We start from the raw sequence: 16,275 nt of genomic DNA on the forward strand, positions 1-16,275 counted from the left end.
GTTTTAAAAGTTGTGTGAATTTGCCTTTCTAAAAATGAAAAGTCCAACTATCATTCGGTGGAATTTGCGTTTTTTCGAGGCGTTTTTTGGATGGGGTAAAGATAAAGTTTGTTCTGTTTGATAACAAAATAAGAAGCCGTATTTTTATCCACAATTTGTGCATTTTCGTCCTTGAAAATCGGATTCAATTGTGCATTTTCTAACACGGAAACTTCTTTTTGCCCAATAATCAAGATATTCTGGTTCTCGCGAACGATTCTTCTTCCGAAATTGATAGGAATTTCCGTGAGTTTTTTTGCATTAAAATCGTAAATGGTAAAGTTTTTTGAAGTGAGAAAATACACTTTTTGCTGATCCACCTGAAAGTCGATGATGGTTTCGAAATCAATATCAAACGGATAGGCGTTGATGGTTTTTTCTTCTCGAAAATTATATTGGATCAGACGTTTTGTGCTTTCATCGAGGAGCCAAATTTGTTGTAAATCTTCGGCAAAAACCCTTTTTATTTGTCCGAATTTCTCCCGGAAATTCACCTTTTGAATTTCATTTAAATTTTGATCAAAAAGCTTCAATTCCTGAGCGTTTTCGGAGAAAGTCGGAATACTCAACGGGTTTTGGACTGATTGAATTCTGAAAGGCAAAGCGAAAAGCAGTTTTCCCTTTTGTTTTCCGAGCGAATCGTATTTGGTAAAGCTAAAATCTTTGTTTCGATAAAGATAAATATTCCCGTAATCATCGGCGAAAAGCTCTTTTGCATCTTTTAATTTCAAGGAATCAAAAGGCAGTTTTTGCTGCGCAGAAACCACGAAGAATGAAAACAGAAAAAAGATGGATAAGATTTTCAAAACAATGATTTCATCAAATATAAAAAAAATGACGTCGAAAAACGTCATTTCATTAAGAATATTTTAAAGCAATTATTGAATGCTTACTTCGTAGATTTTGTCCCAGTTTTTACCGGTTACCAACATATTTTCCCCTTTGAAAGCGATTCCGTTTAAAACATCATCTTCATTGGTGGTATGTTTCTGTGCAATTTCGGTGAAGTCGAATTTACCGACTACTTCCCCATTTGCAGGATTAATTTTCAGAATAATCGGCTTTTGCCAAACATTCGCATAGATAAATCCGTTGTGGTATTCCAGCTCGTTGAGTTTCTCATAAGCTTCGGTATTTCCGGCTACGGCAATATATCTCACGATTTTGGAAGGGTCATTTGGTTCAAGGAAGTAAATATTTTTAGTTCCATCGGAAAGAATCAGGTTTTTCCCATCAAAAGTTAATCCCCAACCTTCGCCAATCAAGTTCGGGTAAGCAAATTCGCTGATTAAACTCAAATCACTTTTGTTGTAGATAAACCCTTTTTTGTTTTGCCAAGTAAGTTGATACACTTTGTCGCCAACGATGGTTGATCCTTCAGAAAAAACATCGGCAGCTTGAGGCGTAGAAACAATCGGTGTGGTGCCGCCCAAGTTATATTTTAAGATTCTCGATTGTCCGTTTTGTCCGTCAGATTCGTAAATGGTGTTGCCATCTAACTGAAAACCTTGAACGAAATTCTTCGGATCGTGAGGATATTCTTTTACAACAGTATAGCTCAATTTCGCTTCAGGATTTTTCGCAAAAACATTGATGGTAGCGTCTTGACTAAGGATTTCACCGTTTTTCTTTTTAATATTAAAAGTCACCGCGTTATCGCCTAAAGTGAAAAAATTTGGATCAACAACCAGCTTGGAAGTCTCTTTATCACCAAAACTGATGGAAATGCTTTCCGCACCTTCGGTTACTTCTTTCGGAAGCGCTAAAGCATCGCCAAAATGGTATCCTTTGGTTTCCATCGAGAGGTTATAGTCATTTAAAGTATTGAGAATCTCCTTGTCTTTGTTGCAGGAAACCAACGCAGTAAAGGCCAAAACAGCAATAAAATTTCTGATTTTCATTAATAATATTTTTTTCAAAAGTACTCAATTTTTTGAACACAAACTGCGCCAAACGCGAAAAGGCGGTTCGCTAGCAAATAATATTTATCTTTGTTTTCGTATTACTTACCATTTCTATGAGAAAAATTACCCTCGTTGCTTCCCTTTTGTTCTTCGGGATTGCAGCATCACAAAACCTTTTCCCTAAAGGTGAAACCATTAAAAATGAAGATACTTTAAAAGGTTCAAACACCAAATACCGCGATTTCTGGGATGTGAAAAAGTATGAACTTTCTGTGGAACCCAATTTCGAAAAGAAGACGGTTTCTGGAAGCAATCTGATTCATTTCGAAATCACGAAAGATATTAAGAATCCTGTTTTCCAAATCGATTTGCAACAACCGATGGAATATCAGTTCATTGGACTGAAGAAATGCTTTACCCCGATCAGAAAAGGCGATTTCATCTTTATTGAAACCAAAAAAACCTTTAAGAAAGGTGAGAAATTGAGTTTCACCATACAATTTTCCGGGAACCCGAAAGTTGCCAAGAAAGCACCTTGGGACGGTGGTTGGGTGTTCAGAAAAGACCAAAACGGAAATCCCTTCATGAGTGTTGCGCAAGAGGGCGCTGGAGTTTCGCTGTGGTTGCCTACGAAAGACATCTGGAGCGACGAACCCGATCAAGGAATGGTGATGAAAATCATTACCCCAAAAGATTTAGTGGGCGTCGGGAACGGAAGATTGATCAAACAAACCCAAGAAAAGGGCAAAAATACCTATACCTGGGAAGTTAAAAATGCGATTAACCCCTATTCTATTGTTCCGAACGTTGGAAAATATGTGAATTTCAAAGACCAATTGGATGGCGAAAAAGGAAAATTGGATTTAGATTATTGGGTTTTGGATTATAATTTAGAAAAAGCGAAAAAGCAATTTCACCAGGTAAAACCAATGATTCAGGCTTTTGAATACTGGTTTGGCGCCTATCCTTTCTATGAAGATTCGTATAAATTGGTGGAAAGTCCGTATTTGGGAATGGAGCATCAAAGCAATGTTGCGTACGGAAACCGCTATGAAAACGGCTATTTGGGAAGAGATTTATCGGGAACTGGGGTTGGTTTGAATTGGGATTTCATCATCATCCACGAAAGCGGGCACGAATGGTTTGCGAATAATATTACGGCAAAAGATCAGGCAGATATGTGGATTCATGAGAGTTTCACAGCGTATTCTGAGACTTTATTTACAGAAAAATACATGGATAAAAAATCCGCAGAAACCTATGTAAAAGGGACAAGAAAAGCGGTAGAAAACGATATTCCAATCATCGGGAAATATGGCATCCGAAACGAAGGCAGTGGCGATATGTACTACAAAGGCGCGAATATGCTCCACACCATCCGCCAAGTAATTAATGATGATGAAAAGTTCCGGCAAATTCTTCGGGGTTTAAATAAGGATTTCTATCACCAAACGGTTACGACCCAACAGATTGAAGATTATATTTCTACAAAATCGGGGATTGATTTTTCGTCGGTTTTCGATCAGTATTTAAGAACTACGAAAATCCCTACTCTTGAGTATTCCCAAACCGGAAATGTATTGAAATTCCGTTACCAAAATGCAGTGGAACAACTGAAACTCCCTATCCGCATCAACGGAAACCAGGTGATTTCGCCCACGAAAGAATGGCAGACAATTACGCTGAAGACTGATGCTCCGGCGGTGTTTGATGATAATTATTATGTTAATTATTCTTCTTTGTAGGGGTGGGGAGTGTTGGAAGGTTGGAAGGTTTAAGCAAAGGGTATGAAATTATTCCTTTTATAAACCTAGTCTATAAGCATCGTATTTTCATATTTTGAAAAACACGATGCTTTTATTTTTAATTGAATAATGAGAGTAGCAATAAGGTTTGTATAAGGTAGCTATAAGGTAGGTATAAGGTCGCTATAGAAAAATTGTATTGCGAATAATCCAAAATATTAGCAAATAATTAAGAATAATTCAAATGAATCTACAAGTTAGGGAAATATACTGTATGATTTTATAGATTGCTTAAAAGAGGTTTTGGAATTTTTGGGTGGAGTGAAGGTTTGAATAGCTGTAGTTTAAAGTTGGACAAAATTGGCTGTGCTTAAAACTTAACCACAAAGTTTTTTCTTTTTCAGTTATTCAAAAGAGAGAGATTTTGATTGTTGTTCTTGATTCTTGGCTCTTTTTTTTAACACAAGGTGCTTCGTTTTTTATATATGTTAAAATATCTTAAAAACAGCAACATAGAAGTGAATTTATAGAAAAACAATCTATAATACGCAATATAAAATAATGCACAATACTATATATAAAGACGGTTTGCCTACAATTTCATAATAATTTTAAAGATTATTTGGGGATTTGGAAAAGATGCGTATATTTGAGTGTTATCCCAATTATAAAATCTTATCACCCATTTTGCTCTCAAATGCTTATTAAATAAGGATTTATGTTTTTTAACTATGCAATAAAAAGTAAAAAAAAGCATAGAAAAATCGTATTTGTTGAACCAAATGTTGTACCTTTGTTTTACTTTGCACCCGTTTGAATATCTTATATATCAGTCGTTTGCATTGCATTGCACAAATATACTTTTTTAGTTTCACAACTTTAATCTTTTTTTATCATGGCATCAGTTAAATTTGTTTTTAGAACACAGCAGAAAGATAAAGACGGCCTTTGCCCTCTTTATATCCGATTGATTCAAAATCGTCAGTCAAAATTTATTTCAACAGGTGTAAAAGCATTGCCTAGTCAGTGGGATGAAAAGAATCACAAACTAAAAAAGAACTTCAAAAACAGCACTCGTATTAATGCGATGCTTGCAAAGAAAATTGCTGATGCAGCTGGTACAATTGCAGATACCGAAAGAAAGCATAAAACAGTAAGTGCAAGGAGACTAAAAGAAGCAGTAAAAGGAAAAGATTGTCTTCCCTTCTTTAAATATTCAGAAGAAAAACTAGAAAAACTTAAATCCAATTATTCTATTAACACCTATGATGTCTACCGCAGTCAGCTTAAGAAGTTTAAAGAATATGTAAATGATGATAATCTTATGTTTGACGATATCACCGTCGTTTTACTACAAGATTATATGCTTTATCGTAATCAAAAATTCGGCAATAATAAAACCACCCAAAAACTAAGCATGATCGTTCTTTCGATGATGTTTAAGAATGCCCAGAAAGAAGGACTTATTGAAGAAACCTTATACCCCTTCAAAAATTTAGAACTTCAGGTAGAACCTAGCAAAAGACAATTTCTAACAGAGGCACAATTTAACCAGCTTCGAGAAGCGAAATTTACAACGAAATCAAAAGCTGAATTATACCGCGATCTTTTTATGTTTTCGGTTTCAGCTGGTGGGCTTCGTTTTTCTGATGTAGTAACCCTAACTTGGGATAATTTCAATGAGCAAGAGCAAATCATTAGAAAAGAAATTGAAAAAACAGGTAGAATTCATGCTTTTAAAATTGGAAAGACAGCACTAGAAATAATTGAAAAATACAGAACTCTAGGAAAATCAAAAGGAAACTTCATCTTCCCGGCTATTAAAAATGCAGATTTTCATTTATTTTCGGAAGAGAAAAGAAACTCACTCGTTGGCAGCTGCAATACAATTTGTGGAAAGCACCTAAGAGAATTAGGAAAAAAACTAAAATTCCCTTTCTCCCTTACCTTTCACTTAAGCCGTCATACTTTTGCTACAATGGCTTTGAATAAAGGGATGAGAATTGAATATGTAAGCAAATTACTTGACCACAGAAGTATTTCAACCACTCAGATTTATGCTAAAATTGTAAACGATGAACTGAACAAAGCAGTCGATGCTTATGTAATCTAAATATCATTTTTTTATCCTCAATCACTTCAGATTTTTTCTGAAGTGATTTTTCTTTCCAGTACTATATTTACTCAAATTAATAATTTTGCATTAAAATCTGACCTTTGTTAATAACTTCCTATTGACTTTTGCTTTATAATTCATTATTTTCGTCAAATGATGAAATAGCAATGAAAATGCATTAATTTTGAAATGAAAATGATTCATTCTTGCTTATCATCAGAAATACCAGTTAAACTGATGCATTATTGATAATTACCATTTAAAATCAAATCTTTTCTCGTTATGGAACGCTATCTCATGAAGGAATCTGCACCTTTCGTGCAATTTTCGTCCGTAAAATCTTCGGACGATTTCGACCACCTTTTCGATATTGAAAAAACACCAAAGCAGTCCAATGACGAATACTGCCAACTATTGCTTTATCGTTCCTTCACGATAACACACTCCCAAATTCCCGGTTTTATATCTCATCATTGCAATTTGGTCAATGATCCTAACAAATGGCTCAACAAATTTGAAAAGCTTTTAACCCTCAATGAAGAATTGTTTTCTGGTACGAGAAATCAAAGTCGGCTTGTTAAATTTTATACCTGTATTGAAACCAAAAGAAATAAACTTTCTGATGAAGCTGCAAAAACAGATAAAGTAAAACCTGCAAAAAAATACATCAATGCAGAAAGTGAAGAAAGATATTTTTCATTTAAAGAAACACGTTTAGAGATAGATAATTTGCCGGATCATAAAGAAAAGATATATTTTCTCACTTCCGAAATTTACGAGTACAGAACAGCAGATATAGTCATGAAAAGCCAAAAACTTCCTGACTTTGATGTTGAATGTGAAAAGCTCATCGGTAAAATTCAAACATTAGCAATACTCCGGGCAGAAATCGAAGAATCAAAACAAACTCCAAATAATACAAATTCACAGAATGAAAAAATTGTTTTGAATGGTCCAATTAATATTTTGACCAATGCATTCAAGCAAATGATGACTTCCGTAAAGCCTACTGGTAAACCATACATCCAAGGCAAAATCAAAGATATGGTTGCATTTATTGCGGATAATTTTGTGGACGAAAACGGAAATGCTTTATCTAAAGACACTTTGCAAACATACCTTTCCCCAGGAAGAAATGATAAAGATCCAAATGCTGATATGCAAGTAAACTTCTAGTCCATTTTTTAAACATTTGTTTAATATTTCAAAATACTAAATTTCAGTGAGTTAAAAATAATTTAGTCCAATCGGACTAAATTGGACTCATCGGACTTTTTTCTTTCTTTCAATTTTGCTTCATAATCTTAAACCCAATATTATTATGGAAGCAATTATCTTATCCAAAGAACAGTTCAATCAACTAATCGCTAAAATCGACGATATCCAAGATCGTCTTATTAACTCCAACCCACGAAGAACAGAAACCTATTTAAACAATAAACAGTTTCTGGAAATGTTGGATGTTTCTTTGCGTACCGCACAAACCTGGCGCGATGAAGGGAAAATTTCTTTTTCCCAAGTTGGAAACAAAATCTACTACAAACTATCTGATGTAGAAAAATTCATTCAGGATTACCGAAACGCAGCTTTCGCAAAGAAATGATAATCCTTGAACAGGTTGCTGAAGAACAAAAGCCCTCAAATCCTGTGAGGGCTTTTTACTAACCTCTGACCTCTAACTTCTAAAATCTCAAAAAATGAAATCCACCATATTCAAAAACTTCAACGAAGTCGTTGAACAAAAAGACATATTAAAAATTTTTGATGATATCAAAAATGGAACTTATCGAAATGCTATAACTTATTTACGAAAATCCCTTGCTGAAGAAAAAAAAGAAGCAGCTGAAAAAGTAAAAAAAGCCCTTCCGGCTTTTACTCCTTCTGCCACCTTTAAAGGCGGCAGAAAAATGGAATTCCTTACAAACTACAATGCTTTAGTCGTACTGGATATAGATAAAATTTCTAAGGAAAAACTTGTTGATGCCAAAGAGGCTATAAAACAAAACCCTTTTGTTTTTGCGGCATTTACAAGCCCTTCGGGCAATGGCCTAAAAATCTTTGTTAAAGTTGATGCGGATAAAACTCAACACAAAGAATCATTTCTAAAACTTCAAGAATATTTCGAAGAGCTTTTAAAACTTGAAATTGATAAATCAGGCAAAGACATTACCCGGCTTTGTTTCTTTTCCTTCGATCCTGAAATTTTCGTGAATGAAGCCAGCACCGTCTTTAGCTTACAATCAGATGAAGCTGAAGAAGAACCGGAAGAACCAGAACAAAATTTTGAGAAAATGCTTGCTGCAGAAAGCAAAACTACTTTCTCATCGCTTCCTCAAACTACAAACTATGACGCGATCTATGCTCATGCTATTTCTTTTACTGAAAAAAAGGAATCATTCGTGGAAGGCAATCGGAATAACTTCGTTTTCCAATTGGCCAACAATCTCAACCGAATCGGCATCCCTGAAACCCTTGCATTAGGGTACATTTTAGCAGATTATGACTACAATAGTCAAGAAATAATGACAGCAGTAAAAAGCGCATATAATAATACAAACGAACATGGCACAGATCAAATTAAATTCCAAAATAAACCAGCAAATTCTCCAAAAACTTCAATTAAAAAAAGAGTTTCTAGTGATCAATCAGCTGGTAATAATCAGTCGTCTAGCACCACAATTGATGAAGAAGAAGAACCCGCACAAATCGACAAACTCGAAAACTTCCTCAACAACAGATACAAATTCCGATACAACGAAGTCCTTGGAAAATTAGAATATCGCAGAGTGAATGGTAAAGTTTGGAAGTATATCACCGACTTTAAAGAAAACTCAATTCTTCGGGAAATTCAAAAAGCAAAAGTAAGATGCAGCATAAATTCCCTCCGGAATTTGCTTCACTCAGATTTCTGCGAAACCTACGATCCTTTCAAAGATTATTTCGAAAATTTGGTGGAATATACAGGCGAAAGAGATTATATAGAAGAATTGGCAATGACGATAACTACCACAAAACCGGACCTTTGGAAAGAATGTTTCAAAAAATGGTTTGTTGCGATGGTGGCTTGTGTACTCAACGAAAAGCAAATCAATCAGACTGTAATTGTATTTTCCGGAAAACAAGGTTTAGGAAAAACCACTTGGATTGAAAAGCTAATGCCTACTGAACTAAAACAATACATATTTTCCGGAACCGTAAATCCTAATAACAAAGACACTCTTATTCACTTAGCAGAATGTATGCTAATTAACTTAGATGAATTGGAAAACCTTAACAGAACTGAAATTGGTTCCCTAAAAGAACTCATTACAAAAACCCATATCAGAATGAGAAAAGCTTATGGTCACAACAACGAAAATATGCCCCGACGCGCCAGCTTTGCCGGATCAGTTAACACTGCTCAATTTTTGAATGATACAACAGGCTCACGCCGTTTTCTTTGCTTCGAATTGGAACACATCGAATACCAACATGAAATTGATATAAACTTGTGCTACGCCCAAGCTTTCAAACTCTACCAATCCGGCTTCCGCCATTGGTTCAACCAGGAAGAAATCAAACAAATCAATGAGAACAACGAACAGTATCAGTTAAAAAGTCCCGAGGAAGAATTATTGCTTACTTGGTTTGAACCAGCAACAAAGGAAACCGCAAATAAATTTTACAACACTTCTCAAATTGCGGTCCGTTTAGCTGAACTCGGAAACCTTCATGTAACAGATGGGACAGTCAATAAAATTGGTAAAGCATTAAAGAAACACGGCTTTCAGAGATATTCAAAAAACCACGCCTATGTATATCCAGTAAAGGAATTTGATTTTGACGAAGTGGATAAAAGAAATCGCTCTATGGAAACAAAAGCAACCGAAGAAGAATCAATGCCTAAAATCCCATATCGATTTGAAAATTAAACGATTAAAATATTGTTTTCAACTGATAAACATTCTAAAACTCAAAACAGTGCATTTTGCACTGTTTTTCATTTAAAGTGGTGAGTAAGATAAGTAAGCATTTTTTTGAAGAAAACTTTTTTTATTTTTCTTATTAAAAAAAATACATGAATTCAGTGAAATCTTATGCATCCTATTCAGAAGACTTCTTTACATTGCATCAATCATTATTATTTTAATAGGAAAAATAATTCCTAAAAAAATAAAATTTTTCTTTTGTCGAAATTTGGTTACTTACTTACTCAAATTTTAATTTCTCTTTTGTACTTTCAATTGCACTTTGTATATTTAACAATTAAACTATTTATATGGGAGTTAGCTTTAAAACTGTTTTAGAAAAATATCGTAAAATTTCATTTTCACAAAGAGATAAAGGAGAACGATTCGAAAGATTAATAAAGGCATATTTATTAACGGATCCGAAATATTCAAATTTATTCAAGAAAGTTTGGATGTGGAATGAATTTCCTTCTAAAGCAGATTTAGGCAGTACAGATACTGGGATTGACTTAGTAGCATTGACAAATGATGGCGATTATTGGGCAATTCAATGTAAGTGTTTTGCAGAAAGCACAGTTATTGATAAAAAATCTGTTGATACATTTTTATCTACTTCAAGTAGAACATTTAAAGATGTCGAAACTTTAAAAACTATGCATTTTGCTCAAAGACTGTGGGTTTCTACTTCTAGTAAATGGTCTACAAATGCGGAAGAATCTTTAAAGAATCAACATCCTCCGGTTTCAAGAATTAATATTTTCGATTTAAATAATGCTCCTGTTGAATGGGACAAACTTGAAAACAATATAACTGGAGAACTAGCAAGACCTAAAAAATATCCTTTAAAAGAGCATCAAAAAAATGCACTTGAAAACACCCATAAATATTTTCAAGAAAATGATAGGGGAAAATTAATTATGGCATGTGGTACGGGTAAAACTTTCACTTCCCTTCGTATCGCAGAAAATGAAACAAATGGTAAGGGGCTTATTCTATTCTTAGTACCTTCAATCGCTTTACTTGGACAGACTCTAAATGAATGGAGTGCTCAGGCTTTAGAAAAAATCAATCCTATTTGTATATGTTCTGATCCTGAAATTACTAAGAAAAAAAATAAAGCTGTAGATATTGATACAACTTCAGTTATTGATTTAGCTCTACCTGCTTCTACAAATGTTCCTAATATCATTCATCAGTTTTCACGTCTTAAGACACATTCTAATGATGGAATGACAGTTGTTTTTTCCACTTATCAATCAATTGATGTTATCTCAAAAGCTCAAAAAGAAATATCAGAAATATATCCGGAGTTTTCTGAATTTGACTTAATTATTTGTGATGAAGCACATAGAACTACTGGTGCAAAATTGGTTTCAGAAGACGAGTCTTCTTTCACTAAAGTTCACGATAACAATTTTATCAAAGCAAAGAAAAGATTATACATGACGGCTACTCCTCGCTTGTATGATCAAGAAACAAAAAGTAAAGCTGCACAGGCTGAGGCTTTGCTTTGGTCAATGGATGATGAGAGTATTTATGGTGATGAAATTTATAGAATAGGATTTGGCGAGGCTGTTGGAAAAAAATTACTTACTGATTATAAAGTTTTAATTCTCACGCTTAGTGAAAATGATGTACCTCCTGCAATTCAAGATATGATTTCTAATGGAGAAAGTGAAATTAAGATAGATGATATGCCAAAGCTTATTGGTTGTATAAATGCACTATCTAAACAAGTTTTAGGTGACGAGGGCATTATAAAATCTACAGACCCTAATCCTATGAAAAGAGCGGTGGCTTTCTGTTCTACTATTGCTAATTCACAAACTATTACATCAACATTAAATAATATTTCAGATACTTACATTGAAGCCCTACCTGAAGAAAATAGAAATTCTACTGTTTCTGTTGCATCAAAACATATTGATGGTAGTATGTCCGCCACTCAAAGGGAGGAATTATTATCCTGGTTAAAGGATGAACCAAATGAAGATGAATGTAGAGTTCTTACAAATGTAAGATGTTTGAGCGAGGGGGTTGATGTTCCTTCTCTAGATGCAGTTATGTTTCTATCTGCTAGAAATAGTCAGGTAGATGTGGTTCAATCAGTTGGACGTGTAATGCGATTATCAGAAGGCAAACAATACGGTTACATCATTATCCCTGTTGTAGTTCCATCAACTGTAAGTGCAGAAGAAGCTCTTAATGACAACGAACGTTTCAAAGTAGTTTGGACGGTTCTTAATGCACTTCGTGCCCATGATGATCGTTTTAATGCTACTGTAAATAAAATTGAACTCAATAAGAAAAAACCTAGCAATATTTTAGTTGGAGGCTCTACCGTATCTTTTGATGATGATGGCAATCCAGTCTCTAATGGAACTTATGAAGGTGGCTCATCTGAAACAATAGAAAAGCAATTACAAATTCAATTTGAGGAACTTCAAAATGCAGTTTTTGCTCGTATGGTACAAAAGGTTGGTGATAGGCGTTATTGGGAACAATGGGCAAAATCTGTTGGCGACATTGCAACGCGCCAAAAAGAAAGAATTATCCAGCTTATTGTAGATTCACCAAAACACGCCAAAGAGTTCGAAAACTTTTTAAAAGGTCTTCGTAAAAATATAAACCCTTCTATTGAGCAAGAACAGGCGGTGGATATGCTTTCCCAGCACATCATTACAAAACCAGTTTTTGAAGCTTTGTTTGAAGGTTTCTCTTTTGTTAACAGTAACCCGATGAGTAAATCGATGCAGAAAATGCTCGATTTATTAGAAGAAGAAACCATTGAAGAAGATGTTAAAACCTTAGAATCATTCTATGAATCCGTTAAAATGCGTGCATCTGGAATTGATAATGCAGAGGGTAAACAGAAAATTATCATAGAATTGTACGACAAATTCTTTAAAACGGCTTTCCCTAAAATGGTAGAACAGCTAGGGATTGTTTATACCCCTGTAGAGGTGGTAGATTTTATCATTCATTCGGTTGCAGATGTTCTTAAAAAAGAATTCAATCGTAATATTTCAGATGAAAATGTTCACATATTAGACCCATTTACAGGAACAGGAACTTTCATTACTAGATTATTACAAAGTGGCGTTATAAAGCCCGAAGATTTAGAAAGGAAGTACAAAAAAGAAATTCACGCAAACGAAATTGTCTTATTGGCATATTACATTGCTTCAGTTAATATTGAAAGTGTTTATCACGATTTAACGCCTGATCCTGATGATGGCATTGGCAAAGAAGTGTATCATCCTTTTGATGGCATTTGTTTAACAGATACTTTCCAATTGGGTGAAACTAAAACAGGGGAACAATTATTCGATGAAATGTTCCCTCAAAATAGTAAGCGCGTGGAAGACCAACAAAAAACACCTGTACGGATTATCATTGGTAATCCTCCTTATTCTATTGGTCAAAAATCCGCTAATGATAATGCACAAAATCAGTCTTATCCTAAATTGGATAAGCGTATTGCCGATACATATGCGCAACGTTCTCAGGCTGGTTTAAATAAATCTTTGTATGATGCTTATATAAAAGCATTCCGTTGGAGTACAGACCGTTTAGATCCTGAAAATGGAGGGATCATTGCTTTTGTTTCTAATGGCGCTTGGTTAGACGGTAACTCCACAGATGGTTTTCGTAAGTCTTTAGAAAATGAATTTGATTCTATTTATGTTTTTAATTTAAGAGGAAACCAGAGAACTAGTGGCGAATTAAGTAGAAAAGAAGGTGGTAAAATTTTCGGTAGTGGTAGTAGAACTCCTATTTCCATTACTCTTTTGGTGAAGAACCCTGAATCAAAAAATGAAAAGGCTGAAATTTTCTATAAAGATATTGGCGATTATTTATCGAGAGAGGAAAAACTAAAAATAATAGAAGAAAACAAAACTTTCTTAAATGAAAGTTTAAAACTTTCAACTTTACAACCAAACGAGCATGGCGATTGGATTAATCATAGAAATTCTGTTTTTGATGATTTTATTCCTTTGGCTCCTGAAAAGAAATATGATATTAAAGCACAATCATTTTTTATCATTCAAGGTCCTGGCATTTTATCAAGTCGAGATGCTTGGGTTATTAATTTTAATAAAGGGACTGTGCTTGATAAACTAACTTCCATGACTACCTTTTATAATTCTGAGGTTAAAAAATTTGAAAATATTCAGCCAATTGACAAAAATTTTGATATTGATAAATTCATTGATAAAAATCCGTCAATGATCAGTTGGACTCGCTCGCTTAAGAATGATTTATCACGCTTTAAATATCATAGTATATCTACAAAAAGTATAAGAATTGAAAATTATCGGCCGTTTACAAAATCTTTTATCTATTATAGTAAAGAATTTGTAGAATCACCTGGCTTAAATCAAATTTTCTTCCCTTCGAATTTACAAAAGAATAGTATTATTTCAATTCCAGGAGTTGGAAATTCAAAATTATTTTCAACTTTGTTATCGCAAAATCTGACTGATTATCAAGTTCAGTTCAACAATCAATGTTTCCCATTGTATTTTTATGAAGAACCTAAAACCACACAAAAAAGTTTGTTTGATGACCCTAATGAAACAGATTATGTAAGAAGAGATGCGGTTTCAGATTATATATTAGAAAGAGCTAAAAAACAATATGGCAAAAATGTTACTAAAGAAGATATTTTCTACTATGTTTATGGTTTCTTGCATTCGCAAGAATACCGAGAAACTTTTGCCAGCGACCTAAAAAAAATGCTTCCTAAACTACCTTTGGTAGAAGATGTTAAAAATTTTTGGGCATTCTCTAAAGCAGGACGCAAATTAGCAGATTTACACCTCAATTATGAGACGGTTCCTGCATACCCAGAGGTAAATGTCGTAGGTGCAAATACTAATAATTTCCTTGTAGATAAAATGCGTTTTCCTAAAAAAGGACAGAAAGACACTATTATTTATAACAGCCACATAGTCATTTCAAACATTCCGGAAAAAGCATACGAATACATTGTAAACGGTAAATCTGCAATAGAATGGATTATGGAACGCTACCAGATAACAACCCATAAAGACAGTAAAATTACCAATAATCCAAACGATTGGGCAAACGAAGTTGGAAACCCCCGCTACATTTTAGATTTGCTCCTCAGCATCATCAATGTTTCCGTCCAAACCGTGGAAATCGTTAACAGCCTTCCAAAACTAAATTTTGAGTAATGGAGTTAAAAGAGTTACGCAAAAAAATAAAGGATTCATCCTATACTGAAATCCTTAATACTTTTGAGATTACTGTTAAATTACCGCATATTGATGAGTCTTATCATTTGGTTGGTCTTTACAATATTTATGAGTTTTTTATAAAACAGCAAAAAGATTGGAAAGCAGAAGAATTATTAATATATGAAAATCTATTTCGTGATTCTATAAATTATTTTGATACTGGGGTCCGTGAATTAGATTCATTCATAAACCAATATATTGGAAATTCAACTTATGGTAGTGATAGTGTAAAATATCAATTAAATAGTAATGTACAAAGATATTTAAATCCTTCTACAAATGTATTTACTGCTAAGGCAGCAGCTGTTGAATTTTTAATTGATTTATATAAAAGGAATGCGGATTATTTCTCACCAGCATTTAATTATATGGTAGGCAATTCTGTTAACTTCAGTTCCAAAAATACAATAACTCCAATCATATTGGCTTATGAGTTTGAGAATAGGAATAATTCACAAATTTTTAACAGAAGGGAAAGCGAGAAAAGAGCCTTTGGTGCTTTAAAATCAGAAATATCAACTCTTGCTAATACATACCAAAATGAAGTAATCGAATTTCAAAAAAAAACAGAATTAGATTATGAGAGATATCGTACTAATGAAGAGAACAGAATTGCAAATTCACGAAATATATTAGCAAATTGGTTGATTTTTCAAAAGAATAATTATGTAGAGTTCACAAAAAATACTAATGAAAATTTTCAAAATCTGTTCTCATCAACAAATGAAGAATTTAATAACCTTCAAAATCAATATAGTGAACTACTAAAACTGAAGGAACCAGTTCAGTATTGGCGAGATAAAGCAACGGATCTAAAAAAAAATGCTAATACATTAATGATTATTCTGGGAGTAACATCATTAATTTTTGCTGTATTCGTATATTTTCTTCTTTGGTTTACTCCAGAAGGTTTGTTAGAATCATTATTTGGTGGCGATAAATCAAAAGCCCTACGCTGGTCTTTTGTTTTTTTGATATTTGTTTCAATTTTTTTTGTGGTGATAAGAGCATTACTAAAATATATATTCAGTAATCTCCATTTGGCACGTGATGCTGAAGAAAGAGAAAAACTTACTTATTTATACATTTCACTGCTAAGTAAAGGTAATATTACAGAAGAAGAGCGAACCATCGTTTTTCAATCCTTATTTAGCAGATCCGAAACCGGTTTATTAAAAGACGATTCTTCTCCCACAATGCCTGGTATATCTTCAATAATAGAAAAAATAAAGTAAATACAAATTAATATTAATATAA

The 16,275-nt window shown here is 33.7% G+C and carries 9 protein-coding genes; 7 read left to right on the forward strand and 2 right to left on the reverse strand.

Annotated elements, in window-relative coordinates; genetic code table 11:
- Window positions 1–50: 50 nt before the first annotated feature.
- Both NOV28_RS04540 and NOV28_RS04545 read right to left on the reverse strand, forming a co-directional pair.
- Window positions 51–893, reverse strand: coding sequence for a hypothetical protein (locus NOV28_RS04540; RefSeq protein WP_255928032.1), 843 nt, complete (start codon window positions 891–893; stop codon window positions 51–53).
- Between the two features lie 24 nt (window positions 894–917).
- Window positions 918–1,940: a glutaminyl-peptide cyclotransferase gene (locus NOV28_RS04545; protein ID WP_255928034.1), complete on the reverse strand. Its 1,023-nt coding sequence runs from the start codon at window positions 1,938–1,940 to the stop codon at window positions 918–920.
- Between the two features lie 116 nt (window positions 1,941–2,056).
- Here NOV28_RS04545 and NOV28_RS04550 point away from each other — a divergent pair, with 116 nt between their 5' ends.
- The 7 genes from NOV28_RS04550 (at window position 2,057) to NOV28_RS04580 (ending at window position 16,253) form a co-directional block, all read left to right on the forward strand.
- Window positions 2,057–3,688: a M1 family metallopeptidase gene (locus NOV28_RS04550; protein ID WP_255928036.1), complete on the forward strand. Its 1,632-nt coding sequence runs from the start codon at window positions 2,057–2,059 to the stop codon at window positions 3,686–3,688.
- Between the two features lie 895 nt (window positions 3,689–4,583).
- A complete protein-coding gene (locus NOV28_RS04555; protein ID WP_255928038.1) occupies window positions 4,584–5,801 on the forward strand; it encodes a site-specific integrase in 1,218 nt (405 codons plus the stop codon).
- A gap of 285 nt (window positions 5,802–6,086) precedes the next feature.
- The gene (locus tag NOV28_RS04560; protein ID WP_255928040.1) at window positions 6,087–6,980 is read left to right on the forward strand and encodes a hypothetical protein; all 894 of its coding nucleotides are present in this window, start codon (window positions 6,087–6,089) and stop codon (window positions 6,978–6,980) included.
- Window positions 6,981–7,125: 145 nt separating this feature from the next.
- Window positions 7,126–7,407 carry a helix-turn-helix domain-containing protein gene (locus tag NOV28_RS04565; RefSeq protein ID WP_255928042.1) on the forward strand — a complete coding sequence of 94 codons (282 nt, stop codon included), beginning with the start codon at window positions 7,126–7,128 and terminating at the stop codon, window positions 7,405–7,407.
- Window positions 7,408–7,501: 94 nt separating this feature from the next.
- Window positions 7,502–9,715 (forward strand): VapE domain-containing protein, encoded by a 2,214-nt coding sequence (locus NOV28_RS04570; RefSeq protein ID WP_255928044.1) that lies wholly within the window; start codon window positions 7,502–7,504, stop codon window positions 9,713–9,715.
- Window positions 9,716–10,062: 347 nt separating this feature from the next.
- On the forward strand, window positions 10,063–14,955 hold the full coding sequence (locus tag NOV28_RS04575; protein WP_255928046.1) for a DEAD/DEAH box helicase: 4,893 nt from the start codon (window positions 10,063–10,065) through the stop codon (window positions 14,953–14,955).
- Window positions 14,955–16,253 carry a DUF6161 domain-containing protein gene (locus tag NOV28_RS04580; RefSeq protein ID WP_255928048.1) on the forward strand — a complete coding sequence of 433 codons (1,299 nt, stop codon included), beginning with the start codon at window positions 14,955–14,957 and terminating at the stop codon, window positions 16,251–16,253. Before NOV28_RS04575 ends, NOV28_RS04580 begins: the two co-directional genes overlap by 1 nt.
- The last annotated feature ends 22 nt before the right edge of the window (window positions 16,254–16,275 follow it).

The sequence above is a fragment of the Kaistella montana genome (assembly GCF_024436175.1).
In the GTDB taxonomy this organism is placed as follows: domain Bacteria; phylum Bacteroidota; class Bacteroidia; order Flavobacteriales; family Weeksellaceae; genus Kaistella; species Kaistella montana.

Bases quoted from the DNA above. Each gene is read 5' to 3' on its own strand.
- NOV28_RS04550 (WP_255928036.1), top strand. From the start codon at position 2,057: ATGAGAAAAATTACCCTCGTTGCTTCCCTTTTGTTCTTCGGGATTGCA.
- NOV28_RS04575 (WP_255928046.1), top strand. From the start codon at position 10,063: ATGGGAGTTAGCTTTAAAACTGTTTTAGAAAAATATCGTAAAATTTCA.
- NOV28_RS04540 (WP_255928032.1), bottom strand. From the start codon at position 893: ATGACGTTTTTCGACGTCATTTTTTTTATATTTGATGAAATCATTGTT.
- NOV28_RS04580 (WP_255928048.1), top strand. From the start codon at position 14,955: ATGGAGTTAAAAGAGTTACGCAAAAAAATAAAGGATTCATCCTATACT.
- NOV28_RS04545 (WP_255928034.1), bottom strand. From the start codon at position 1,940: ATGAAAATCAGAAATTTTATTGCTGTTTTGGCCTTTACTGCGTTGGTT.
- NOV28_RS04570 (WP_255928044.1), top strand. From the start codon at position 7,502: ATGAAATCCACCATATTCAAAAACTTCAACGAAGTCGTTGAACAAAAA.
- NOV28_RS04560 (WP_255928040.1), top strand. From the start codon at position 6,087: ATGGAACGCTATCTCATGAAGGAATCTGCACCTTTCGTGCAATTTTCG.
- NOV28_RS04565 (WP_255928042.1), top strand. From the start codon at position 7,126: ATGGAAGCAATTATCTTATCCAAAGAACAGTTCAATCAACTAATCGCT.
- NOV28_RS04555 (WP_255928038.1), top strand. From the start codon at position 4,584: ATGGCATCAGTTAAATTTGTTTTTAGAACACAGCAGAAAGATAAAGAC.